General features: G+C 57.6%; 18 protein-coding genes and 1 pseudogene. 14 read left to right on the forward strand and 5 right to left on the reverse strand.

The features are described from left to right. The first annotated feature begins 171 nt into the window (after nt 1-171). The 13 genes and pseudogenes from rmuC (at nt 172) to OZX57_RS01340 (ending at nt 15,126) form a co-directional block, all read left to right on the forward strand. Nucleotides 172-1,521 (forward strand): DNA recombination protein RmuC, encoded by a 1,350-nt coding sequence (rmuC, locus tag OZX57_RS01280; protein ID WP_277162398.1) that lies wholly within the window; start codon nt 172-174, stop codon nt 1,519-1,521. Beyond that, nucleotides 1,521-2,207, forward strand: a complete 687-nt coding sequence (locus OZX57_RS01285) for an orotate phosphoribosyltransferase (RefSeq protein WP_277162399.1) — start codon at nt 1,521-1,523, stop codon at nt 2,205-2,207. Before rmuC ends, OZX57_RS01285 begins: the two co-directional genes overlap by 1 nt. 1 nt (nt 2,208) lies before the next feature. Then, nucleotides 2,209-3,000: a TrmH family RNA methyltransferase gene (locus OZX57_RS01290; RefSeq protein ID WP_277162400.1), complete on the forward strand. Its 792-nt coding sequence runs from the start codon at nt 2,209-2,211 to the stop codon at nt 2,998-3,000. A gap of 118 nt (nt 3,001-3,118) precedes the next feature. Next, complete coding sequence (locus OZX57_RS01295; protein ID WP_277162401.1) at nt 3,119-4,138, forward strand: ATP-binding cassette domain-containing protein; 1,020 nt, start codon at nt 3,119-3,121, stop codon at nt 4,136-4,138. Nucleotides 4,139-4,179: 41 nt separating this feature from the next. Next, on the forward strand, nt 4,180-5,169 hold the full coding sequence (locus tag OZX57_RS01300) for an ABC transporter permease subunit (RefSeq protein ID WP_277162402.1): 990 nt from the start codon (nt 4,180-4,182) through the stop codon (nt 5,167-5,169). A gap of 54 nt (nt 5,170-5,223) precedes the next feature. After that, nucleotides 5,224-5,523 (forward strand): Asp-tRNA(Asn)/Glu-tRNA(Gln) amidotransferase subunit GatC, encoded by a 300-nt coding sequence (gene gatC / locus OZX57_RS01305; protein ID WP_277143481.1) that lies wholly within the window; start codon nt 5,224-5,226, stop codon nt 5,521-5,523. After that, a pseudogene (gatA, locus tag OZX57_RS01310) lies at nt 5,523-7,062 on the forward strand (Asp-tRNA(Asn)/Glu-tRNA(Gln) amidotransferase subunit GatA). Before gatC ends, gatA begins: the two are co-directional and overlap by 1 nt. A gap of 24 nt (nt 7,063-7,086) precedes the next feature. Then, nucleotides 7,087-8,586 (forward strand): Asp-tRNA(Asn)/Glu-tRNA(Gln) amidotransferase subunit GatB, encoded by a 1,500-nt coding sequence (gene gatB / locus OZX57_RS01315; protein WP_277162403.1) that lies wholly within the window; start codon nt 7,087-7,089, stop codon nt 8,584-8,586. A gap of 229 nt (nt 8,587-8,815) precedes the next feature. Continuing rightward, nucleotides 8,816-10,039, forward strand: coding sequence for a GNAT family N-acetyltransferase (locus OZX57_RS01320; protein WP_277162404.1), 1,224 nt, complete (start codon nt 8,816-8,818; stop codon nt 10,037-10,039). Then, nucleotides 10,036-10,350 (forward strand): DUF2469 domain-containing protein, encoded by a 315-nt coding sequence (locus OZX57_RS01325; RefSeq protein ID WP_277162405.1) that lies wholly within the window; start codon nt 10,036-10,038, stop codon nt 10,348-10,350. Before OZX57_RS01320 ends, OZX57_RS01325 begins: the two co-directional genes overlap by 4 nt. Nucleotides 10,351-10,491: 141 nt before the next feature. After that, nucleotides 10,492-12,174, forward strand: coding sequence for an NAD(P)/FAD-dependent oxidoreductase (locus OZX57_RS01330; RefSeq protein ID WP_277162406.1), 1,683 nt, complete (start codon nt 10,492-10,494; stop codon nt 12,172-12,174). Between the two features lie 234 nt (nt 12,175-12,408). Continuing rightward, complete coding sequence (gene rho, locus OZX57_RS01335) at nt 12,409-14,451, forward strand: transcription termination factor Rho (protein ID WP_277162407.1); 2,043 nt, start codon at nt 12,409-12,411, stop codon at nt 14,449-14,451. A gap of 243 nt (nt 14,452-14,694) precedes the next feature. Then, nucleotides 14,695-15,126 (forward strand): chorismate mutase, encoded by a 432-nt coding sequence (locus OZX57_RS01340; RefSeq protein ID WP_277162408.1) that lies wholly within the window; start codon nt 14,695-14,697, stop codon nt 15,124-15,126. Between the two features lie 97 nt (nt 15,127-15,223). Here OZX57_RS01340 and valS read toward each other — a convergent pair whose 3' ends face one another. The 4 genes from valS to OZX57_RS01360 form a co-directional block, all read right to left on the reverse strand. Further along, on the reverse strand, nt 15,224-17,974 hold the full coding sequence (gene valS / locus OZX57_RS01345; protein ID WP_277162409.1) for a valine--tRNA ligase: 2,751 nt from the start codon (nt 17,972-17,974) through the stop codon (nt 15,224-15,226). A 160-nt stretch (nt 17,975-18,134) separates the two neighbouring features. Continuing rightward, nucleotides 18,135-19,670: an ABC transporter substrate-binding protein gene (locus OZX57_RS01350; protein WP_277162410.1), complete on the reverse strand. Its 1,536-nt coding sequence runs from the start codon at nt 19,668-19,670 to the stop codon at nt 18,135-18,137. A gap of 97 nt (nt 19,671-19,767) precedes the next feature. Continuing rightward, nucleotides 19,768-20,436, reverse strand: a complete 669-nt coding sequence (gene nth, locus OZX57_RS01355) for an endonuclease III (RefSeq protein WP_277162411.1) — start codon at nt 20,434-20,436, stop codon at nt 19,768-19,770. Nucleotides 20,437-20,743: 307 nt separating this feature from the next. Continuing rightward, a complete protein-coding gene (locus OZX57_RS01360; protein ID WP_277162412.1) occupies nt 20,744-21,526 on the reverse strand; it encodes a response regulator transcription factor in 783 nt (260 codons plus the stop codon). A 346-nt stretch (nt 21,527-21,872) separates the two neighbouring features. Here OZX57_RS01360 and OZX57_RS01365 point away from each other — a divergent pair, with 346 nt between their 5' ends. After that, nucleotides 21,873-22,769, forward strand: coding sequence for a hypothetical protein (locus OZX57_RS01365; protein WP_277162413.1), 897 nt, complete (start codon nt 21,873-21,875; stop codon nt 22,767-22,769). Nucleotides 22,770-22,784: 15 nt separating this feature from the next. On the opposite strand, the gene OZX57_RS01370 is transcribed toward OZX57_RS01365, so the two are convergent. Continuing rightward, nucleotides 22,785-23,354, reverse strand: coding sequence for a manganese efflux pump MntP family protein (locus tag OZX57_RS01370; RefSeq protein WP_277162414.1), 570 nt, complete (start codon nt 23,352-23,354; stop codon nt 22,785-22,787). Nucleotides 23,355-23,666 lie beyond the last annotated feature (312 nt).

Here is a 23,666-nt window from a genome sequence, read left to right on the forward strand (position 1 = left end):
TGGGAGAGCAGCGATATAGGTTTGTGAAGGCGTCGATATGGTTATTGACGAAAAGTGTGCGAATCCAGTTGCCCTGCACAGTTGGCGGCGAATTTTGAATCTGGAAGCGTCGCTGATTCTCTCGTTGACGTCGCCTTTGGCTCGTCGATAGTATCTTGTGTAATAGAACGTATGTTCGAAAATCCTGTAGTGGCAATCGTGTTGGTCATCCTCGCTGCGGCGCTGGGGCTGGTGGCCGGATTCGTGATGGGCAAATCCAAGGGGCAGGAAGCCGCGCGGAGCGTCAAAAATTCCGATATTGAAGAGGCACAGGCGCAGAATGATGAGCTTCGTCGGCAGGTAGGGACGCTTACCACGCAGGCCGCTCAATATCGTACGCAGTCCGACGGGTTGAACCAGCAGCTGGCTTTTGTCAAATCGCAGCTGGCACAGGCCCAGCAGGCCGAACAATTGAGGGTGCAGAGGCAGCAGGAGCAGGAACGCGAGGCGGCCCAACGCAAGCAGGCTGAACAGGCCAAGGCGATGGCCGAGCAGAGCAAGGTGCTTTCGGCGCTTGCGCCCGTGCAGAAGAACCTTGATGCCTTGCAGCAGAAGGTCACACAGATCGAGGAAGGCCGCAAGCAGGAGATGGGTTCCTTGGGCCAGCAGCTCAAGGGCTTGAACGAGCAGCAGACCCGTTTGGACAAGGAGACCAGTTCGCTTTCGGCCGCATTGCGCAACAACAAGGTCCGTGGCGCATGGGGTGAGGCGCAGCTGCGCAACATCGTGGAGTCGGCAGGTCTTCTGGAACATGTCGATTTCGATACGCAGGTTGTTGTCACCGATCCGGAAGGCCGCGTGCAACGGCCGGATATGGTGGTCTATCTGCCCGGTGGCAAGACCATTCCCATCGATGCCAAGGCCCCGTATTCCGATTACCAGCGTGCCTGCGAGATTCCCGACACTGCCTCCGAAGACGAGCTCAAGCGGCGCGACCAATTGCTGCAGGCTCATGCCAAGGCGCTGCGCGAACATGTCAAGACTTTGGGCGACAAGGCCTACTGGAATGCGTTCGACACCACCCCCGATTTCGTTATTGCCTTTATTCCCAACGATGCCTTGCTTGAGGCGGCTTTGAAGGTCGATCCGACGTTGATGGATGATGCGTTCGCCAGGAAAGTGGCGCTGACCTCGCCGGTCACCTTGTGGGCCGTACTGAAGTCGGTGGCTTTCGCTTGGCAGCAGCAGAGCCTCACCGATGACGCCAAAATGCTCTTCGACCTTTCGCGTGAACTCTACGAACGCTTTGCGGTTTTGGGCGACAAGGCCAACAAGCTCGGCCACTCCATTACCCGCACGGTTTCGGCGTATAACGCTTTCGCCTCGTCGCTGGAATCGCGTGTGTTGGTCACGGCACGTAAAATGCAGAAGATTGATTCGAGCAAGGTCATCGACCCGGTCGAGATGGTCGATTCCGACAAGACCGATGTGCATGAGCTGACCGCGCCCGAGCTGGATCTTGAGTCTGAGGAGCAGGAGTAATGAGTGCCGAAAACGGCAATGCCGAGGTTGAAGGCGAGAAGAGGGGCGGAGCCAAGAGCAGTGCGACGATCTGCAAGGGTAAAAGCGAATTAAGCACGCTGCTGCAGGCGGCGGTAACGCGGAAGCCGTTCAGTGAGTTGTTTGACGTGAGCCTTGACCATCGCGGTGCCGAGCTGATTGGTGACGCTTTGCTTGATGCGCTCGAGAAGCGGGGCTTTGGCCTTGATGATTTCGATGCCGTTGGTGCACTGACCGCTGCCGCCGTGCCGATGGTGGTTGCAGTGATGCAGGCTGCCCATGCCCGTGATCGTGAACTCGACGGTTTCGTGATGGACTTTGTATATCCTTCGATCAAAGGTCCGTCCATCGCCGGCAAGCGTGTGGTATTGCTGGATTCTTGGCTTTCCGAAAAATCGTATGTGCAGACCTCATCTCTGGTCACCTTGCGTAATGGCAACGAACTGAGCCTTGATTTCAGTGTTGTTGAGCATGAGGATGCGCAAGTGGTTGCTATCGCCTCGCTGATTGGTGGTGTGAGCGGTGATGCGGATTCCGGCAGCATCAAAGTCATCAATCCCGTTTCTCATGAAGAAAAGAACCTGCCGTTCGTGATGGCCTTTGATGAGGACGATCTGCGTAATGGTGAATTGGGTGAGGAAGCCTCTGCCGCAAAGAAGGTCGACTGATATGCGTGAACCTAACCCGATAACCGTTGCTGCACAGGCTTCCGATGAGCCGGTGTTCCGTGAAGTAGGTGTCGGCCCGTGGTCTGAAGTCCATCCCGATGAGCCTCGTCCCGATGACCCCCAGTCGCCGAATTTCGATGAACGGTACGATTCGGAATTGCTTGACAACGGTGACCGTCGCAATGTGCTCGACAGGTTCCGCTACTGGTCGGTTGCCGCCATCAAGGCCGATCTCGACCATCAAGGCCGTCATGACTTTGAAGTGGCCGTCGAAAACTGGACGCACGATTTCAACATCGGCTCCATGGTGCGCACAGCCAACGCCTTCGCCGCCCGTAAGGTCCATATCGTCGGTCCTCACAAATGGAACCGCAAGGGCGCGCTGATGACCGAGCTTTATCAGCACGTCGACCACTATCCTTCCATCGAGGAGTTGGTCACAAGCTGGAAGCAAGGCATTGCCGAGGAAATCGAACAGGCCGAAGCCGACGAGGCCAAGGCCGAATTCCGGGTGGACAAAGCCCGATACCACCGTATTGCCGAAGACGCCAAAGCCTCGCGCATCATCGCGCTCGACATCATTCCCGGCGCGGTTCCCATGGAAACCTATCGTTTCCCGAACCGTTGCCTGATGCTTTTCGGTGCCGAGGGCCCGGGTCTCTCGCAGAAAGCCCTAGAACTTGCTGATGACGTGGTCTACATTTCCCAGTTCGGTTCGGTGCGTTCGATCAACGCCGGTGCCGCCGCCGCAGTCGCGATGCATGGCTGGATTTCCCAGCACTTGACCGACTGAATGAGGACAGCAAGGGGCGGTTTAAGTAACGTGATGACTAAAGTCATCGAACCCTGATTTATCCCTGAAATATCATCGATACGCGCATCGATATTTTTCAGCATGTTATATTCGAATCATGATTCAAATAACCAATTTGACCAAACGATTCGGGTCCAAAGTCGCGCTTGACAACGTTAGCTTCACCGCCGAAGACGGCAAAGTGACAGGCTTCCTCGGCCCTAACGGTGCAGGAAAATCCACCACGATGCGCGCGGCACTCGGCCTGATTTCCGCCGATTCCGGTCGTGCACTCATCGACGGCGGTGATTTCCGCAAAGCCGGTGCCCCGATGACCTGTGTCGGTGCGGTGCTCGATGCCAAATCCGCCCATAAAAACCGTTCCGCATACGCGCATCTGCGCTCGCTCGCGCTGACCAATGGCATTTCCAAGCGTCGCGTCGACGAGGTCATCGATATGACCGGCCTCTTCAGTGTCAAAAAGCGCAAAGCCGGCAACTTCTCGCTTGGCATGAGTCAGCGGCTTTCCATCGCCGCCGCCCTCTTGGGCGATCCGCACAACCTGGTTCTGGACGAGCCGGTCAACGGTCTCGATCCCGAAGGCGTCAAATGGGTACGTGAGCTGTGCCGCTACTGCGCCAGCGAGGGGCGAGCAGTGCTGCTGAGCTCGCATCTGATGAGCGAGGTCGCGCTGACGGCCGACAATCTGGTCATTATCGGCCAAGGCAAGATTCTCGAAACGACCACCGTCAACGATTTCGTCTCCGAGCATTCCACTAATTCCATTCGCGTGGTCACCCCGGAACCGCAGAAGCTGCAGGCCATTTTCGCCAACGCTCCGCAGGTAAAGGTGCAACCCGACCAACGTTCCTCGTCCGATCCGCGCGAAGGCGCCGTGTTCCATATCACCGGAGCCGATCTCAAGGCAACGGCTCAGGTCTTCGCCCAAGCGCAATTGGTGACCTACGAGCTGGTCGAGGAAAAGGTTTCGCTGGAAGAGGCTTACATGGCGCTCACCCATTCGCAGGTGCAATATGCCACGCATGAATTGCCCGGCCAGCAGCCGATCCAATATGCCGGCTCAGCACAGCAGAACAATACTCCCGCAACGCAGCAGGATGGGGAAGAGGCACGATGATGGCGAATACCATGACGAACACGAATATGAGAGCCACGACAATGACAGACACGACAACCATGATGGCAACCAATACGGCAGCGAATGCAAGGAGCTCCAAGACCGTGCAAAAGCGGCAATCAAAGGCCACCAATGGGCGTCCCGCGAACCTCAACCGCAACCGCAGCATGGCTCATGCACATCTGAGCTTCTTCGGCAGCATCCGCTCCGAACTGTTGAAACTCTTCAGCCTGGCTTCAACACTCTGGCTTTCGGCCGTTTCTTTCCTCACGACGATTGGTTTCGCCGCCCTGTTCGCGTGGAGCATCAAGCAGGAGAGCTATTACAGCGATCAAGGCAAGAAGCTGACGACGCCCATTCCGATTCCGCATTCCGTCCTGTTCGAATGCGTCACGCAGAGTCTCGCCATCGGTATCGTGCTGATAGGTGTGGTCGCGATTTTGTCGATCACCGGCGAATACGCTACCTCGTCGGTGCAGATGTCGCTGGTCGTCAACCCGCGGCGCGTGATGTTCATGAATGCCAAGGCCGTTGCGGTGACGATCTATTCCTTCGTGCTTTCGCTGGTCACGCTGCTGATTTCCTGGGGCGTGGTCGAGGCGATGCTTGCTGGGTCCAAGCAGACGCCGCTCGGTGCGAAAGAGCACTGGCTTCCGTTGATTGTCATTCTCGGCGGTGCTGCGATGACGACATTGGTTGCGGAATTTGCGCTGGGATTGGGCGCGATGGTGCGCTCGACAGCCGGCGCCGTGGTTATTTTCGTATTGATTTACACGATGGCCACTTCGATTTTCGGCATCATTTCCAGTCTTTCGAAGCACATGCTCTGGGCCAATTGGTGCTCGCAGCTGATGCCGTCGACGCTGGTAAGCACCTTCCTCACAGGCAAGGCCTCGGAACTGGAAGCCGGCATGGTGCCCAAGGGCTGGCCCGTTCCCGGCTGGTGGCAGAGCGGTCTGCTCATGCTGGCCTGGGCCGTTGTCTTCTACGTCATCGGTACGCTGATTGTGCGCCATCGCGACGTGAAATAAACAGCTGTGCTGCCGGTCACCTGAACGTCACAGACGACTCATATAGTTAAGGTTATGCCTACTTTCACAAGAGAAACAGTCGAGCATCTGGGCCATCTCGCCCAGATCGCGCTCACCGACGAGGAAGCGACCCGCATGCAAGGCGAGTTGAACGTCATCGCCGATTCCATCAACAAGGTGCAGGAAGTCGCGTCCGATGACGTCGAGCCTACTGCCAACCCGGTCCCGCTTGAGGCGTACCTGCGTCCCGATGTCCCCGAAAAGCCGCTGACCCGCGAAGAGGCGCTTTCCGGCGCCCCCGCCACCGAAGACGGTATGTTTGTGGCACCGCGAATCCTTGGAGGTGACGAGTGATGGCCGAAACAAATGAACTGGTGAAGCTGACCGCCGCGCAGATGGCGGAGAAGATTCGCAACAAGGAAGTCTCCAGCCGCGAGCTGGTCGATGCCGAGCTTAGCGTCATTGACGCTGCCGAGCCGGATCTGCACGCCTTCCCTTCATGTTTCCGCCGATGAGGCACGCGCCCAGGCCGACGAATTCGACAAGAAGAACGCTGCGGGCGATACCGAAGGCCTGCCGGAACTTGCCGGTGTGCCGATTGCCATCAAGGACATGATCGTCACCAAGGGCATTCCCACGACGGCCGCCTCGAAGATTCTCGAGGGCTGGGTTCCACCTTACGATGCAACGGTTATTACGAAGCTCAAGGCCGCCGGCATGCCGCTGCTCGGCAAGACCAACCTCGATGAGTTCGCACAGGGTTCCTCCACGGAGCATTCCGCGTTCGGCCCGACCCACAATCCTTGGGACACCGAGCGCGTTCCCGGTGGTTCCGGCGGTGGTTCCGCTTCTGCGGTTGCTGCGTTCGAGGCCCCGCTTGCGCTCGGCACCGATACCGGCGGCTCGATTCGTCAGCCTGGTTCGTTGACCGGTACGGTCGGCGTCAAGCCGACGTACGGCGGCGTCTCCCGTTTCGGCGCGATTGCCATGGCGAGCTCGCTCGATCAGATCGGTCCCGTGTCCCGTAACGTGCTCGATTCTGCACTGCTGCAGGAAATCATCGGCGGCCATGACGTGCGTGACTCCACGTCCATCCCGATGGATGTTCCGCCAATCGCCAAGGCTGCCCGCGAAGGCTACAAGCGTGACCTCAAGGGTGTGCGCGTCGGCCTGGTCAAGCAACTGAGTGGCGACGGCTATCAGCCCGGCGTCGAGGCTCGCTTCAACGAAGCCGTCCAGCTTTTGCAAAGCATGGGCGCCGAAGTGGTCGAGGTCGATTGCCCGCATATTGAATATGCTCTTGCGGCCTACTACATCATCATGCCGTCTGAGGTCAGCTCCAACCTGGCCCGTTACGATGGCATGCGTTATGGCCTGCGCGTGATGCCGCCCGAAGGCGTGCCGCAGACCGCCGCCAACATGATGGCCTACACCCGTGAGGCCGGTTTCGGCGATGAGGTCAAGCGCCGTATCATCCTCGGTATCTACGCCCTTTCTGCCGGTTACTACGACGCGTGGTACGGCTCGGCGCAGAAGGTCCGTACGCTCATCATCGACGACTTCGCGAAGGCGTTCGAGAAGGCTGACGTACTGGTCGCCCCGACCTCGCCGACCACCGCGTTCAAGCTGGGCGAGAAGCTGAGTGACCCGCTGACGATGTACATGAGCGATGTCGCCACGATTCCGGCGAACATGGCTGGCATCCCCGCGATGAGCATCCCCGCAGGCCTTTCCGACGACGGCCTGCCGGTCGGTTTCCAGTTCATGGCCCCGCAGAAGCACGACGAGCAGATGTACAAGCCTGCAGCCGCGCTTGAAGCGGCACTCGAGGATCAGTGGGGCGGCGCCATCTGGCAGTCCCTCAAGACCCCGTGGCTTGACAGCGCAAAGTAATCGGACGGCAAGGAGCATAAAATCATGGCTGAAAAATTGATGAAGTATTCCGATGCCGTCAAGGAATTTGACCCGGTATTCGGTCTGGAAACCCACGTCGAGCTGTGCACGCAGACCAAGCTGTTCTGCCCGGCGCACGAAGAGTTCGGCGCGGAACCGAACACGGAGCTGACCCCGGTAAGTCTCGGCCTTCCCGGTTCGCTGCCGGTGGTCAACAAGACTGCCGTCGATTTCGCGATCAAGCTTGGTCTGGCGCTGCACTGCCAGATTAACGAGTGGAGCCAGTTCGCCCGCAAGAACTACTTCTACCCAGACATGCCTCGCGACTATCAGATTTCGCAGTTTGACAAGCCGACCAACGGCAACGGATACCTCGATGTCGAGCTCGAAGACGGCAGCACTTTCCGCGTGCCGATCGAGCGTGCGCACATCGAGGACGACGCCGGCAAGAACACCCACGTGGGCGGTGCCGACGGCCGTATCGAAGGCGCCGACCATTCGCTGGTTGACTACAACCGCGCCGGTGTCCCGCTGATCGAAATCGTCACCAAGCCCGTCGAGGGTGCCGGTGAGCGCGTCCCGGAGATTGCGGACGCCTACATGCGTGCCATTCGCGACATCGTGCGTACCCTGGGCATCTCCCATGGTCGCATGGAACAAGGCAACATGCGCGCCGACGTCAACATTTCGTTGCGTCGCAAGGGCGAAACCAAGCTCGGTACCCGCAGCGAGACCAAGAACGTCAACACGTTCCGTGGCATCAAGAAGACTCTGCAGTACGAGATTCGTCGTCAGGCGGCCATCCTCGATGAGGGCGGCGAGGTTCTGCAGGAGACCCGTCACTGGGACGAGGCCTCGCAGACCACGGCCGGCGGCCGCGTCAAGTCCGATGCGAACGATTACCGTTACTTCCCGGATCCCGACCTTGTGATGCTGCACATCACGCAGGAGCACATCGACGAAATCGCCAAGACCATGCCGGAGATGCCGCGCGAGCACCGCGCCCGTCTGCAGAAGGAATGGAACCTGAGCGATCTTGAGATGCGCGACATCATCAACGCTGACGCGCTCGATTTGGTAGAAGAGACTGTCAAGGACGGCGCAACCGCAGCCGGCGCTCGTAAGTGGTGGCTTGGCGAGATTTCGCGCGTCGCCAATGAGCGCAGCCTTTCGCTCGAAGAGCTGCCGATTACCCCGGCCGATGTGGCCGAGGTTGAGAAGCTCGTCGCCGACGGCAAGCTCAACGACAAGCTCGCCAAGCAGACCGTCACCGGCGTGCTCGCCGGCGAAGGCACGCCTGACGAGGTCGTGAAGAAGCACGGCTATCAGGTCGTCTCCGATGACGGTGCGCTCGACAAGGCGGTTGACGAGGCTCTCGCCGCTAACCCGGATGTGGCCGAAAAGCTCAAGAGCGGCAACATGAAGCCGATGGGCGCCATCATCGGCGCCGTCATGCGCGCCACCCACGGTCAGGCCGATGCTAAGGCCGTCAGTGCTCTAGTCATCAAGAAGATGAAGGGCTGAGTCTTCTTAATAGGTTCAACTGACGTCTGGATGGAAAGATATACGTTATTGCGGACGCTCCTTGGCCGCTCGGCCATGTCTTACGCCGCAACAACGCATATCTTTCCATCCAGACTTTCGTGTTTTGGGGTTCTGACGAAGACTCAGCCGAAAGGGAGCGAATGCCAATAGTCAGGCGAACACGGTAATCTTAAAGAAGATTCCAAGCGCGTTGGAGGAATGAAAGCAAATGTCTGGAAACTCCGAAAACCCTAGTGTTCAAACGGATTTACGTCAGTTGCCCAAGCGCATCGACATACCTGAGATTCGTGGCGAGATGGTGCATCTGCGCCCCGCCACTCTTGAGGACATTCCCAAGCTCGATGAGCTGGAAGTCTATTTCAACGCTTCAGGCGACACCGGCAAGGATCAACAGTCCGAACGTGCAGTCGTTCAGGCGTGGGTCAAGCGTTCCGTGGCGTGGGTTAATGGCATTGCCTCGTCCGATTCTGGAGTAGGCGACCCCGAGGCCCGTCGCACGATGGCATGGGCTATCATGACCGATGCCGATCATGACATCGACGGCAAAATTGACGCCGAAGCCACAGACAATGTCATCGGCATGATTTTCCTCATCGATATCGACGGCTGGGCTCGTTCCGCACGCATCCAGGTGATGCTGGGCAAGGATTACCGTGGCCGCGGCTATTCGCGTGACGCGATGCCGCGTGTGATGACCTACGGTTTTGCCACACCGCCGGTTGGCCTGGGCATGCACCGCATTTGGGTCGCGGTGCCGGAAAAGAGTACGCGTACGCTTTCGGTTTACCAGTCCTTGGGCTTCATTAAGTCTGGCACTTCCCGTGATTCGCTGTGGGATGCTTCCATTGGCAAGTACCAGGATTTGATTGTTCTTGATACTCTTGCCGACGAGTACGATCCGATTCGTTCGCTCGACGCTTTCGGCATGCATGTCATCGAGGGCAACCCCGGCGTCAAGGAAGCCATGGCCGCACGCGAGCATTCCATCGAAATCGCGCAGCATACAAGTGCGAAAGAAAGCTCCGATATTGCTGATGCTGATACCGATTATGGAGAAAATCCAAACGAGAGTGGTGACGTTTCCGGCGCCTTGTCTGGCGGCAATAATCGCCGAAACGGTGTCCAGGAAGCTGAACAATCAGCAGGGCATGCTGTTGACGGGCAGTCGGCAACGCCGAATAGTGGCGCGGTGAATCAACCCAACGGTGCCGAATCTGCAGCTTCGCCGCAAGATGTGAAATCCAGCGCTGCAGGGCACGACGCGAACGATGATTCCGCATCTCAATGGCCTTACTCCGCCACGCAAAGCAAGAAATCCAAGAAGGCTTGGTGGCGCAATCTCGGTCATAACAATCATGGCCACGATGACCATGCCGATGCCGCAACTACGAACGACAAGAAAACGAAAAGCGCAGGGGGTAATAACCGGTGAGCGCCGAGGATCTCGATAATTATGAAATGAACGCCGAGCTGGCGCTCTACAAGGAGTACCGCGACGTCATCAAGCTTTTCACCTACGTGGTGGAGACGGAGCGACGCTTCTACCTGGCCAACAAGGTCGATTTCAACGTGCGTTCCGCCGGGCAGGATGTCTACTTCGATGTGCAGCTCACGGATGCATGGGTCTGGGATGTGTACCGGTCCTCGCGGTTCGTCAAAAACGTGCGAATTGTCACGTTCAAAGATGTCAACGTAGAGGAAGTGCAGAAGTCCGACATCGATATTCCTGACTCCTTGGCTTGATTGGTTTTCAGCGAACTTGCAGATGGTTCGTGTATGTTCGGAGACATTGGTCGGTCTGGTTTGCGCTTGCGTGTAGGCTGGTTCTGATTTGAGTATATGGGGCATTGGCTTCAAAATGATGGATTTTTGCGGGAGGCTGTTGTGGCTGAGGATGCGGATAAAAAGTCTGTGGTGATTATCGGTGGTGGGCCTGCGGGGCTCACTGCGGCTTGGGAATTGCTGAAGGACGGCGGCGCCGACAAGTATGACGTCACGGTTTTGGAGGCGACGCGCGAGTTCGGCGGCATCAGCCGCACGGTGAAGCACAACGGCAACCGCATGGACATCGGCGGCCACCGTTTCTTCTCCAAGGACGACCGCGTGATGGACTGGTGGAAGAACATCATGCCATTGCAGGGCGCGCCTTCCTACGACGACAAGAAGCTCGGCCGTCACCACGACCTCGAGCCCGGTGGCCCGGACCCAGAGAAGACGGATGTCGTGATGCTCAAGCGCCACCGCGTCTCGCGCATCTTCTGGAACCAGCATTTCCTGGATTATCCGATTTCGCTTTCGCCCGGCCTGTTCAAGGCGCTGGGTCTGAAGCTGACGCTGAAGGCTGGCTTCAGCTATCTGTGGAGCATGATTCACAAGTTGCCCGAAGACAATCTTGAGAACTTCTACATCAATCGTTTCGGTCGCCAGCTCTACTCGATGTTCTTCGAGGGCTACACCACCAAGGTGTGGGGCCGTACTCCCGCCGAGATTTCTGCCGATTGGGGCGCGCAGCGTGTGCGTGGCCTGAGCGTCATTTCCGTGCTGAAGAACGCCATCCAGAAGATGATGCCGAAGAAGCGCGATTCCAAGGATGTAGAGACCTCGCTCATTGAGGAATTCTGGTATCCGAAGCTCGGCCCGGGCCAGCTCTGGGAGATCGTCGAAGGTCAGGTCGTTGACAATGGCGGCAAGGTCATCACCGACGCGAACGTGATTGAGCTGCGTCAGAAGGACGATGGCAGCATTGCATCCGTGGTCTATGTGGATGCCGACGGCAAGCACGTCGAGCTTGCGGCGGACGACTTCATCTCGTCCATGCCGGTCAAAGATCTGGTCAACGCTATCGACCGCGCTGCCAAGGAAGATGAGGCCGGTAAGGCTTCCGATACCAAGAACGGTGCCGATAAGGCCGCTTCCAAGGAAGTCGTCACGACCACCGAAGACGTGCCTGCAGATATGAAGCGCATCGCCAACGGCCTGCCGTACCGCGATTTCGTCACCGTGGGTCTCTTGGTCAAGCACCTGCGTCTGAAGAATACAACCGGCATGAAGACGCTCGGCAACCCGCCGATCGTGCCGGATTGCTGGATCTATGTGCAGGACCCGGGCTACAAGGTCGGCCGCGTGCAGATTTTCAACAACTGGAGCCCGTACCTGGTCAAGGATGTCGACGACACCGTGTGGGTTGGCCTCGAGTACTTCTGCGAGGAAGGCGACGACTTCTGGAATCTTTCCGATGAAGAAGCCACTCAATTCGCCATCAAGGAACTCACCCGCATGCGCGTGATCAACGGTCCCGAAGATGTGCTGGATTCTCACCGCGAGCATGTCAAGAAGGCATACCCTGCCTACTTCGACACGTACGATGAAATGCCGCAGCTTATCGATTACCTCGATTCCTTCGGCAACCTCTACTGCGTGGGTCGCAACGGCCAGCATCGTTACAACAACCAGGACCATTCCATGGCCAGCGCCATGGAGGCCGTGGGCAACATCAAGTCTGGTCGCGCCGACAAGAAGAATGTCTGGTCGGTCAACACCGAAAAGTCCTACCATGAGGAAAAGTAGTAGATAATCGTTTTTACTAAGTAAGGCGAATGTCCCTGTCGGGATGTTCGCCTTACTTTTTCGACACGCTTTCACTGAACGTGTGGCAAAGGTCGTACATCGGTTGTAGGCTAAAGGAAAGTTCGATAACCACGTGTTGGTGACGAGCATTCATTAGCGGTTTTTAAGATTCCGCATCTTTTTCACTAGTCTTCCGGGCAATGCCGTAGGAAGTCAAGGAAAGGCAACATTATAGTGGCAACTAGCCAGAATATTGAGGATATGAAGCTGCCTGAGCTGAAAACGCTCGCCAAGCAGATGGGACTCCGCGGTACGTCAACGATGCGTAAACCGGAATTGCTCGCCACCCTTCAAGCCGCAAGAACAGGCGGTCAGGCGCCTAGTGGCGTCACGGTTCGTGCTCCTAAAACCGCGTCGACTGCGTCTGCAACGGCTATGAAAACGAGCGATGAGAAGAACGATGTCTCCGCTCAGCAGCAGGTCTTCGACGTAAAAAGTGCGGAAGAGCCTGCGAATGGAAAACAAAGTGATTCCATTTCCGAAGTGAAGAAAGCTGCGCCGACCTCTTCTGAAGAACATGAAAAGTCGTCGGCTCGCTCGGCAAAGAGCAGATCAGAGGAAACGAACGCCAAGCGGTCTTCCGCTCAGCAGCAGGGCGGCCATGAACACGAGGCGCAAGAGCAGAAGCTGTTTGATGATGAAGAGCCGATGCACCGCCGGACCAGGTCGTTTGCCGTGCATCATCGCGGCGAGCGTGAGATGGACGAGGGCACCGAGATGCGTTCGCGTCGTCGCAGCTTCCGGGCCGAGCAGCAGTCTCGTCATGACACCGCTTCAAACGAAGTTCGGGATCTGGATGACATTCTCGCCACGTTGCCTGTCAACGACAACGATGAAAACGAGGAAGTGAAAGAAGAAGAACCTCGTCGCGAATTCAACCGTCACAATCGTCGTGGTAACGAGCGCAATGATCGTTATAACCGCGATGAGCGTGGCAACGATCGTCATCAGCGCCGTATGCGTGGACGTGACCGCGGTAATAATTATGAATACAAGGATCGCGACAACCGCAACGATCGTTATAACAATGAAGGCAACGGCGAAAACGACGTGCGCGATCGTCGTGGCGACAACGGCAACGAGGGCATGGTTCCCGTCGCCGGCATCGTCGATGTGCTCGATTCCTACGCGTTCATCCGCACTTCCGGCTATCTGCCAGGGCCGAACGACGTTTACGTTTCCATGGGTCAGATTCGCAAGTACGGGCTTCGCAAGGGCGATGCCGTGCAGGGCTCCATCCGCGAGCCGCGCGAGGGCGAACGCCGCAACCAGCGCCAGAAGTTCGTTCCGCTGCAGTCCATCGACACCATCAACGGTATGAGCGTCGAAGAGGCGGCCAGCCGCCCGCAATTCTCCAAGCTCACTCCGCTCTATCCGCAGGAACGCCTCAAGCAGGAGACCACGCCGAACAAGATCATCGGTCGCTTGATTGACCTCGTGGCGCCGATTGGCAAGGGTCAGCGTGGCCTGATTGTCTCCCCGCCAAAGGCCGGCAAGACCATCACTTTGCAGAACATCGCCAACGCCATCGCGGTCAACAATCCCGAAGTGCACCTCATGGTCGTGCTCGTGGACGAACGCCCCGAGGAAGTCACCGACATGGAGCGCACCGTGCAAGGTGAGGTCATTTCCTCGACCTTCGACCGCCCGGCTTCCGACCACACCACCGTCGCTGAACTCGCCATCGAGCGCGCCAAGCGCTTGGTGGAGCTCGGCCAGGATGTCGTGGTACTGCTCGATTCCATGACTCGTTTGGCTCGTGCCTACAACATCGCTGCCCCGGCTTCCGGCCGTGTGCTGTCCGGCGGTGTGGACGCGCAGGCTCTTTACCCGCCCAAGAAGTTCTTCGGTGCGGCTCGCAACATCGAAAACGGCGGTTCGCTCACGATCATCTCCTCGGCACTGGTGGAAACCGGTTCCAAGATGGATGAAGTCATCTTCGAGGAATTCAAGGGCACCGGCAACATGGAACTGCGCCTTTCGCGCGATCTGGCCAACAAGCGTCTCTTCCCGGCTGTCGATATCAACGCCTCCGGCACTCGCCGCGAGGAGCTTATCACCCCGAGCGACGAGCTGGCGGTCATCTACCGCTTGCGTCGTCTCCTTGGCGGCCTCGAGCCCGAGCAGGCCTATCAGACCATCGTGCCGCGTCTGAAGAAGACGGCGACCAACCGCGACTTCCTGCAGGCCATCATCAAGCAGAACGGCAATAACTGATTTCTGCTGAGTATCAGCATCTTGCTTGAACGGCATCCGGCTTCGGCTGGGTGCCGTTCGCGTTTGTGGATACTTGGGATGTTCCGTAATGTGCAATTGCTACAGCGCGATATAGCTGTTGCTCCTGTTTTATTGATTTGTGTTGGCCTTCTGGCCGCGACGGTTCTCCGCAAGAACATTGTTGACGTGCTGCATGGTTGCTGCGGATAATCATCGGTGGGGTTCTTGTCGTATGGTGAATACATGACTGATATTTCTGAACCCAACGATACTGCCGAAACCAAAGAGGCCTTCAACAATGAGGGCTGGCGCAACACCACTATCGACGACGCACAGGAACAGGCGAACCCGCAGAACGCGCAGGCCGTCGAGCGCATCAAGCGTCTGCGCCAGTCCATCGATAATGTGGATACAGCTATCGTCTCGTTGCTTGCGGAACGCTTCAAGTGCACCGCCGAAGTAGGGGTTTTGAAGGCTCAGGCTGGTTTCGCGCCAGAAGATCGAGAACGCGAAAAGCAGCAGGCCCAGCGGCTGAAAGAAGTCGCCATCAATGCCGGCCTCGACCCGAGCATTGAAGAGAACTACCGTGAGTTCGTGGTCACCGAAGCCAAAAAACGCCACCAACGCATCGCCGAAGCCGGTGGTAACCCGGGAGTGCTCAATATTGATGCGTGAGTGATTCATGCTTGATTTGCTGTTATGAAATCTTGATATACAAGAAGGGCCGCACTTCAATAAGTGCGGCCCTTCTTCGATGAATCAGAGAAGAAAACTACTTCTTCTTCGGCTTCTTGGCCGGCGGCTCACCGAGTTCGGCGTCGCTGACGCCAACCACGATTTCGGTGTCCGGAGTATCGGCGGAATCGTCGACCGCGACCGTAAGCGGGCCGGTGACCTTGCCGGCTTCGGCGATGTCGACGAGGCAATCCTCGACAGCCTGCTTGCCTGCTTCAGGCACGTTCAGCGTAGCCTTCAGAATCGGGGTCTTCATCGAGACCTTGGCCTGCGACTTCAATCCACGCAGCTCAGCCAGAGCCTTGCCAGCCCAGACGAGCATGTCCGGATCGGCGTCGCCTGCGGCGGCCTCATAAGGTTCGGCGGTCGGCCAGGCTGCGGTGTGCACGGAGCCCTCACCCGCGTGCATCCAGTGCCAGACCTCTTCGGTGGCAAACGGCATGTACGGCGCGAAGAGGCGCGCAAACGCTTCAAGGCCCAGGCCCAGCGTGGTGCGTGCGGACTTCACGGCAGCCTCGGAAGGAGTCTTGCCGGTGGAATCGGCGGTGCCGTAAGCACGGTTCTTCACCAGCTCGATGTAGTCGTCGCAGAACTGCCAGAAGAACGTCTCGATGAGTTCGAGCGCCTTGGAATGTTCGTAGGCATCCATCGACTTGGTGGCTTCACGAATGACGGACGCCAGACGTGCCATCACTGCGCGGTCGAGTGGTTCGGTGACATCGGCCGGATTCCAAGCGGCTGTAGCAGCCTCACCAACGTGATGGTTGTCATCTTCGCGGCCGATAGCCAGCGCGAACTTGGTGGCATTCAGCAGCTTGATGGCCAAACGGCGGCCGATCTTCATCTGGCCTTCGTCATAGGTGGCGTCAAGGCCGAGCTTGGCGGAAGCGGCCCAATAACGCACCGCGTCGGCGCCGTACTTGTCGACAGGCTCCTTCGGAACGACGACATTGCCCTTGGACTTTGACATCTTCTTGTGGTCGGGGTCGAGAATCCATCCGGAAAGCGCGGTGTGCGCCCACGGCAGGCAATGGTTCTCGAGATGCGCACGGTCCATGGTGCTGAAGAGCCAGGTGCGGATGATGTCCTGACCCTGCGGGCGCAGATCCATCGGGAAGGTGGCCTTGAAGAGGTCTTTGCTCTCCTGATCGGGTTCGGCCCAGTGAGTCACAATCTGCGGGGTCAGCGACGAGGTGGCCCAGGTGTCCATGATGTCCTTTTCGGCCGTGAAGCCGCCAGGTACATCGCGCTGGTCTTCGCTGTAGCCGGCCGGCACATCGTTGGTCGGATCGATCGGCAGCTGGTCTTCGCTCGGGGTAATCGGATGGTCGTAATCCGGCTCACCGTCGGCCTTGACCGGGTACCACAGCGGGAACGGTACGCCGAAGAAGCGCTGGCGCGAGATGAGCCAGTCACCGTTCAGGCCGTTGACCCAGTTCTCGTAGCGCACGCGCATGAAGTCGGGGTGGAACTGAAGTTCCTTGCCACGCTCAAGAAGCTCGGCGCGCAGCTTCATGTCGGTGCCGCCGTTCTTCAGGTACCACTGGCGCGAAGTGACGATTTCGAGCGGCTTGTCGCCCTTCTCGTAGAAGTTCGTCATACGCTTGGTGGGTTTCGGCTCGCCGTCAAGGTCGCCGGATTCGCGCAGATGCTCGACGATGATCTTGCGGGCCGAGAAGGTGGTCTTGCCTTCGGTTTCCTCGAAGATAGCCTTGCCGCCTTCGTCGGTGATCCAGTCAGGCACGCTCATGATGATGCGGCCGTTGCGCTGGATGATCGGGCGGGTCGGCAGGTTCAGGTCGCGCCACCACTCGATATCGGTCTGGTCGCCGAAGGTGCAGCACATCGCGATGCCGGCGCCCTTGTCCATCTCCGCGGCCGGGTGCGCCAGAATCGGCACCTTCACCTTGAACAGCGGGGAGTAGACGTACTGACCGAAGTACTTCTTGTAGCGCTCGTCGTCAGGGTTGGCAATCAACGCGCCGCAGGCGGCCAACAGCTCTGGACGTGTGGTCTCGATGTAAATCGGGGTGCCGTCCTCAAAGCGGAAGGCAACGCGGTGGTAGAAGCCATCGTATTCGCGGCTTTCCAGCTCGGCCTGGGCCACGGCGGTCTGGAAAGTGACGTCCCAGAGGCCGGGTGCGTCCTTCTGATAGACCTCGCCGCGTTCCAGATTGCGCAGGAACGCCTTCTGTGCCACGCGCTGCGGGTGCTCGCCGATGGTGTGGTAGGTCTGGCGCCAGTCGATGGACATGCCGAGCGAACGCCACAGTGCCTCGAACTGCTTCTCATCTTGTGCAGTGAGCTTCTCGCACAGCTCCACGAAGTTCTTGCGGCTGATCGGAACCTGATCGCGTGCGTCGAGTTTCTTACCCTGTGTGCCCTCAAACGGCGGCTTGAAATCAGGGTCATATTTAAGCGACGTATCGACGCGCACGCCGTAATAGTTCTGCACGCGGCGTTCGGTGGGCAGGCCGTTGTCGTCCCAGCCCATCGGGTAGAAGACGTGCTTGCCCTTCATACGCTCGTAACGGGCGATGACGTCGGTATGGGTGTAGGAGAACACGTGGCCGACGTGCAGGCTGCCCGAAACGGTGGGCGGCGGGGTATCGATGGAGTAGACGGCCTTGCGGTCGGGAGCTCCATTGCCGTCACGCGGAATCTCGAATTCGTAGGTGCCGTCGTTGTCCCATTCGGTGCGCCATTTGTCTTCCAGGCCGTCGACGCCGACCCTGTCGGGAAGGGGCGAAAGGCTTGCATTGATAGTGGTTTTGTCCTGATCAGTCATAACGTCCAATTTTAGAAAGGAATGGTGACATAGGCGCGGCGTCGGTTGGCAGGTGAACGTCAAGACGTGAGAAGCGGTCTATTCCGCTTTTGATTTCTAGAAAACGGACACTTAACCAGGGAAATGAGACCTACGATGGTGTGCCATCTATAGGTAGGACTTATTTCGTCCTCACGTCGCGTAGCGGCAGCAGTTCGTCGGTCATGTTCTTGGGGTATCCGGCAATATTGTTGTTCGCGGCGACCATGCTACTTTCGGTGTAGAACCAAGCGCTGCCGGCATCGGCGCTCACGGTTTTCGCGTAGGCGCGCAGATTCTGCTGGTAATCGACGTCGTTGGTCGAGGCCAGGGCATTGCGATAGTCCTGCTGGGCTTGGCTGTTTTGGTAGCCGAACCTGCCGTTGGCGAAGGCTCCCAGATCATTCGACCCTTGCATGGCGACGATGGCCATCTTGTAATCGTTGTTGTTGAGCCGTTGTGCGAGCGTATCATCATCGACCACTTGCATGACGAGATGAAGCTGGGTGGTCTTGAACTGGTCAAGTACCTGCTGGCCGAGCGCCGCGTATTCGGTAGGCACCAGGAAGGTGATATCCCCGAAATATCCCGGACGCGTCGCCCAGTAGTTCAGGTCATTCTTGCCTGCATCAAGATTGTGGGGGAATATCGCGGAAAGATCGTCGTATCCGGGTTCCAGTGGGCTGATCGGCCCGTTGAGCACCGAAGCGGCGTTGGGCTGTTGCTTGGTGATTGCCGCATTGTCAAGAATGTAGCGGACGGCCGAGCGGGCGCGTTCGTCGGAGAAGATTGAATCGGAAGTGTTGTTGAGCGCAAGAGTCAGTTTGGAAGTGGTTAATCCCTTTGAAACGCTGTATTTCTTGCTGCCTTTGAAGGCTTGCGGCGAATCGGAGGGGCGCAGCACGGCAAGTTGGATTTCGCTGTTTTTCATCGCGGTGTTAAGCGAATCTTCCGAATCGTAGTAGCGAATGGTCATCTGCGAACTGGCTGCCTGCTGCTTCCAGTAGAGTGGGTTGCGCGCGAAAACGATGGAATTGCCGGGTTCAAAACTGCGGACGGTGAATGGGCCGCTGCCACCGGCCTGTTTGTCGTAATTGATGTTGGCATTTTCGTCGTAGACGATGCCTGCGCGTGAGGAAAGCGCTCGCAGTAGCTGTGGATTCGGGCTGTTCAGTGCGATCTGTACGGTTGAGGTGTTGGGATTCTTGACGGATTTGAGGCCGGTGAGGTCTTGTGCACCAACGAAATTTTTCTCGATGATTTGTTGCAGCGAGTAGACCACATCGGCGGAATCAAGGGCGTCGCCGTTGGCAAAACGCATGTCGGGATTGAGCGTGAACGTGTAATTGAGACCGTCTTTGGAGACGTCCCAGCTTTTGGCGATGCCCGGGACGAGTTTGTTGTTCTGGTCGCGGTTCACCAGGGTTTCGTAGACGTTGCCGAGTAGCGCCTGATCGAGTTCTTTGCCTGCGGTGGTGCGGATGTCGAGCGATTGGGGAGCGGGGCTATCCAAGCCGACAGTGACTTCCGAACCGGAATGGAGCAACGTTGCGCTGTTCTGGCCGTAGTGGTTGTAATGTGCCCAGCCGACGCCTACAAAGGCGAACAATACTGCGGCAACACCAAGGAAGGCCAGCCCCCTTATTGGTCCACCTGAATGTTCTGCATGCCGTGACATGGAACAAAAGTCTACTAGCTGGTACTGAATGATTCCTGAAAATTGTGTGTCCGTTGCGATGCGTTCTCGTAGATGGATGGCGCCGCTTGTCGCTGAATCAGAGCGGATGGAAGGCGGAAGGGCAAGTGTCGTTCAACAGGCAGGATTCGCAATCGGGGTTGCGCGCAGTGCAGACGCTGCGGCCGAAGAGAATGAGTCGGTGGGAGAGGTCCGACCATTCTGCAGGCTCAAAATATTGCGTGATTTCCTTCTCGACCTTGACGGGGTCGGGGTGCTTGTTGCGCCAATCCGTACGCCAGCGGAGGCGACCGGTCACGCGGATGACGTGTGTGTCGACGGGGAAGCCGGGCACGTTGAACGCATCGCCCAAGACGACGTTCGCGGTTTTGCGGCCTACGCCCGAGAGCGTGGTGAGTTCTTCCATCGTCTGGGGCACCACGCCGTCGAAGTCGCGGACGATCTGCGCAGCCAGTTCGATGATATGGGCGGATTTCGTATGGTAAAAGCCGAGCGGATGGATGATGTCTTCGATACGCTCCGGGTTGGCCACTGCCAGTGTTTCCGGCGTGCCGTAGTCGCGGAACAGTTCGGGAGTGACGCTGTTGACCCGTACGTCCGTGGTCTGCGCGCTCAGCACGGTGGCGACGAGCAGATGGAACGGAGTTTCGTAATCGAGCGTGCACATCGCCTCGGGAAACATTTCGCACAGCACGTCGTATTCGGCGTGGATGCGTTTGCTGCGTTGCTCTTTGGTTTCCCTGGGCATGGCCTTCCGTTCCTTTGCTTACGTTGATGTCGCGTTATCGAAAACGCGACAAATCTTCTGCCCACTATAGGCACGGGGTTTCCGGTTGTCACTCGGTTTGCGTTGGCTGCATAATCAGCGGCATGTCGATTCGTAATTCTTTCTCAGATCGATTACAAGCCGAGTCTGATAATGCGGAAGCCGATTGCAAACGTTGTGCGGGCAAGGTTTGGATGTAGTTATTGTCGTATTGCCTCAGCGACGATTCTGTTTCAACACTTGGGCGTTTGTCGTTCGTTTCGCCCAGAAATTTGACGTTGCCGATGGTTCAGAGATTGCCGGTATTGCTGGTATCGGCACTATCGTGTGCATCGGTGCCGTCGTTTCCCTCAGTGTTGGCATTGTTGTCGTCGTCCGGCGGATCGAAACGATAGCCGACGTTGCGCACGGTCCCGATCATATGTTCGTACTCGCCGCCAAGCTTGGCCCGCAGGCGTCGCACATGCACGTCGACCGTTCGCGTGCCGCCGTAATAGTCGTAGCCCCACACTTCCTGCAGCAACTGGGCACGAGTGAATACGCGGTGTGGATGCTGCACGAGATATTTCAGCAGTTCGAATTCCTTGTAGGCCAAGTTGACCGGTTCGCCGTTGAGGCTGGCCGTATAACCCTTCGTGTCCACCACCAGATCGCCGGAACGGATCTGCCCGTCCTCGCGATAATTATCCTGCTCCACCGAAGTGCGAGAAACGGTCGGAGCGGCTTGGCGGCGCTCGCACACCAGGCGAAGCCGGCCTTCCACCTCGGCAGGGGAGGCATTGCTGACCACAACGTCGGTCACGCCCCACTGGAAGTTGATGGCGGTGAAGCCGCCTTCCGTGATGATGGGAATGATTGGAATGGAAAGCCCGGAGGCGTGAATCAGGTTGCACAGCGTCTTGGCGTTGGCGAGGTCGTCGCGCGCGTCAAGGAAAAGAATGGTGTTTTCGGGAAGTTTCACGAGGCTTGCGGCGTCCATCGGCAGCACGCGCACACGATAGGAGAGCAGCGCGAGGCTTGGCAGCACGCTGGCCGGATTGGGCGCCATTGTCATCAACGTCAAATCGGTCATTGAGCCCTCCCTCCCAATCGCGTCCCCTGCGGATTGCGCGGGGCCTTGCCATTTGGCGAATCCGGGTTTGCGCATAGCGCGGCGCCGTATGCACGACGTCATTGGGGTTCTGCGATTGTTTTTATTGTACCTGCTGGTTGTGGACACTGGCAGCTACCATATTTCTTATAGAAAACCTTGTTTGTGTCGGCTGTGTTACGCCGGAGTTTCCGCGGTTTTATAGGATGCTCGGCAGGTAGACAACAAGGTTTTGAATGACGGTATTTTCGTGCCTAAAATGGCATGGAAGCGAGTGACGTGAGACGGAACGGGGTTACGGATGGCTGCTGCGGCGAATGGCGAGAGTATGCGGAGTGAGGACACGACGAATTCTGCTGGTGTTTCTCGTGACGTCAAGGATGCCGAAACCGCTGCATCTGCTTCAAAATCTGCAGGTCCCGTCCGTTCCGCAAAATCCTTGGTGAAGCTTGAAGTTGTGGTCTACGCCATTATCGTGGTGATGCTTGCGGTGTCGTGCCTTGTGGATGGTCAAGTACAGCTTACGGTTGCAGAACTTATCGCGCAGATGCTGGTGTTCGGCATCATCTTCTGGCCTATGCGAGGCTCGATTGTCGACCGAATCGTCGGCGTCATCGGTGGCGAGCTGATGATTGGTGGCACACAGATGGCGCTCCTGGACCTCCTTCCCAGAACCGGCGAAAGCAACGGCATTCATCGAGCACGTATCGGTCGATTCGATGAGGTTGCTAGCAGCAGTTTGCTTCGTGCCTGCACGCTTTGGACAAGTGCGTTGTTGGTGGTGCTTGCCGCCTTCGTTATTTTGGGGTTCCTTCACCAGATGCTGCGCCGCGAGCGGACGAATATGGTGCTTTCGCTTTCGCAGAGCCTCATGGTTAATGTCGCCGTGGTCGCTACCTCCGGGTGGGTGTTCCTTCCGGTGCTATTGCGCTATTTCTCGGGACATTTGAAAGGCACGAAGGTTGCTGGTGCGGCTCAGATTGGTATCGTAGCGATTGTCGTCATCGTTGCTTTGGCTCTGTTGGCGGCGTTGGCGTGTGCCTCCGTGCGCTGGTGGCAGGACTACGAGACGGCGGATCAGCCCGACCGTAGCGAGGTCGTTCCACATTGGGATATCGATGAGCGTCGACGCTACTCATGGATTGGCATCGGTTTCGCGCCGATTATGTACGGCGGTTTCGTCGTGTTCCTTGCGGTGGTTGCGCTGCTCGTTTTCGTCGGCTGACGGTTATTGTTATCGTTACCAAGCGATGATGCCGAGGTGCTCCAGTAAGGTTTTCAATCCGATGAGGATGAGGACGATACCGCCGATGATTTGGGCGGTCTGCTGCCAGTGCACACCGATGGAATGGCCCAAGTAAAGACCGGCGACGGAGAAGGCGCCTGTGATGACGCCGATGATGACGGCCGCAACCCAGATGTTCAGCGGCATAAACTGGAAGCTCACGCCGACGGCGAAGGCATCGATACTGCAGGCGACGGCCAACGGCGCCATGTGACGCCAATCGAATTGTGCGGTTTCTTTCGCATCTTCCTCGGGCTCACCAAACGCTTCACGGATCATGTTGCCGCCGATTAATGCAAGTAACCCGAAAATAATCCAATGGTCGACCGCCTCAACGTAACGGCCGAACAACGAGGCGAAGAAATACCCCAGAATAGGGAAGAGTGCTTGGAATCCGCCAAACCAGAGCGCGGTTTTGACGGCGTTGATTGGCCTGACATGTTTGGTAGCCAGCCCTTTGCCGATGGCGATGGCGAAGGCGTCCATCGAGACGGACACCGCGATAAGCAGGATTTCGATGATCATAAGCTTGCGTTTGCACTTTCGTGTTCATACGCAGCGCCTGCGTTGATAACGATGAGCCGATGGGCTATCGTCGCATGGCACATGCGAATGGGCCTCGACGGTTGCCCGCCTGCGCCTTGTGTTTTCGGCATTGAGAACTGCCGGTAACTCCTTACTGTTCCGGCTTTGAATTCCCGATGTGAATACCGTTCGCATGCCACAATTACTATTTTCTATTACATTATAACGTCATGGTTTTGACCCCGGGGAACGTCTCGTATTGCTGTCGGATGTCGTTCCAAATGAAAGCGCGTACATCAAGAATCTGCACTA

It is taken from the genome of Bifidobacterium sp. ESL0682 (genome assembly GCF_029392815.1).
GTDB lineage: Bacteria > Actinomycetota > Actinomycetes > Actinomycetales > Bifidobacteriaceae > Bifidobacterium.

What these genes read in the sequence shown, in the direction of transcription:
- rmuC (WP_277162398.1), top strand. Translation starts at nt 172, where the DNA reads ATGTTCGAAAATCCTGTAGTGGCAATCGTGTTGGTCATCCTCGCTGCG.
- OZX57_RS01285 (WP_277162399.1), top strand. Translation starts at nt 1,521, where the DNA reads ATGAGTGCCGAAAACGGCAATGCCGAGGTTGAAGGCGAGAAGAGGGGC.
- OZX57_RS01290 (WP_277162400.1), top strand. Translation starts at nt 2,209, where the DNA reads ATGCGTGAACCTAACCCGATAACCGTTGCTGCACAGGCTTCCGATGAG.
- OZX57_RS01295 (WP_277162401.1), top strand. Translation starts at nt 3,119, where the DNA reads ATGATTCAAATAACCAATTTGACCAAACGATTCGGGTCCAAAGTCGCG.
- OZX57_RS01300 (WP_277162402.1), top strand. Translation starts at nt 4,180, where the DNA reads ATGACAGACACGACAACCATGATGGCAACCAATACGGCAGCGAATGCA.
- gatC (WP_277143481.1), top strand. Translation starts at nt 5,224, where the DNA reads ATGCCTACTTTCACAAGAGAAACAGTCGAGCATCTGGGCCATCTCGCC.
- gatB (WP_277162403.1), top strand. Translation starts at nt 7,087, where the DNA reads ATGGCTGAAAAATTGATGAAGTATTCCGATGCCGTCAAGGAATTTGAC.
- OZX57_RS01320 (WP_277162404.1), top strand. Translation starts at nt 8,816, where the DNA reads ATGTCTGGAAACTCCGAAAACCCTAGTGTTCAAACGGATTTACGTCAG.
- OZX57_RS01340 (WP_277162408.1), top strand. Translation starts at nt 14,695, where the DNA reads ATGACTGATATTTCTGAACCCAACGATACTGCCGAAACCAAAGAGGCC.
- valS (WP_277162409.1), bottom strand. Translation starts at nt 17,974, where the DNA reads ATGACTGATCAGGACAAAACCACTATCAATGCAAGCCTTTCGCCCCTT.
- OZX57_RS01350 (WP_277162410.1), bottom strand. Translation starts at nt 19,670, where the DNA reads ATGTCACGGCATGCAGAACATTCAGGTGGACCAATAAGGGGGCTGGCC.
- nth (WP_277162411.1), bottom strand. Translation starts at nt 20,436, where the DNA reads ATGCCCAGGGAAACCAAAGAGCAACGCAGCAAACGCATCCACGCCGAA.
- OZX57_RS01360 (WP_277162412.1), bottom strand. Translation starts at nt 21,526, where the DNA reads ATGACCGATTTGACGTTGATGACAATGGCGCCCAATCCGGCCAGCGTG.
- OZX57_RS01365 (WP_277162413.1), top strand. Translation starts at nt 21,873, where the DNA reads ATGCGGAGTGAGGACACGACGAATTCTGCTGGTGTTTCTCGTGACGTC.
- OZX57_RS01370 (WP_277162414.1), bottom strand. Translation starts at nt 23,354, where the DNA reads ATGATCATCGAAATCCTGCTTATCGCGGTGTCCGTCTCGATGGACGCC.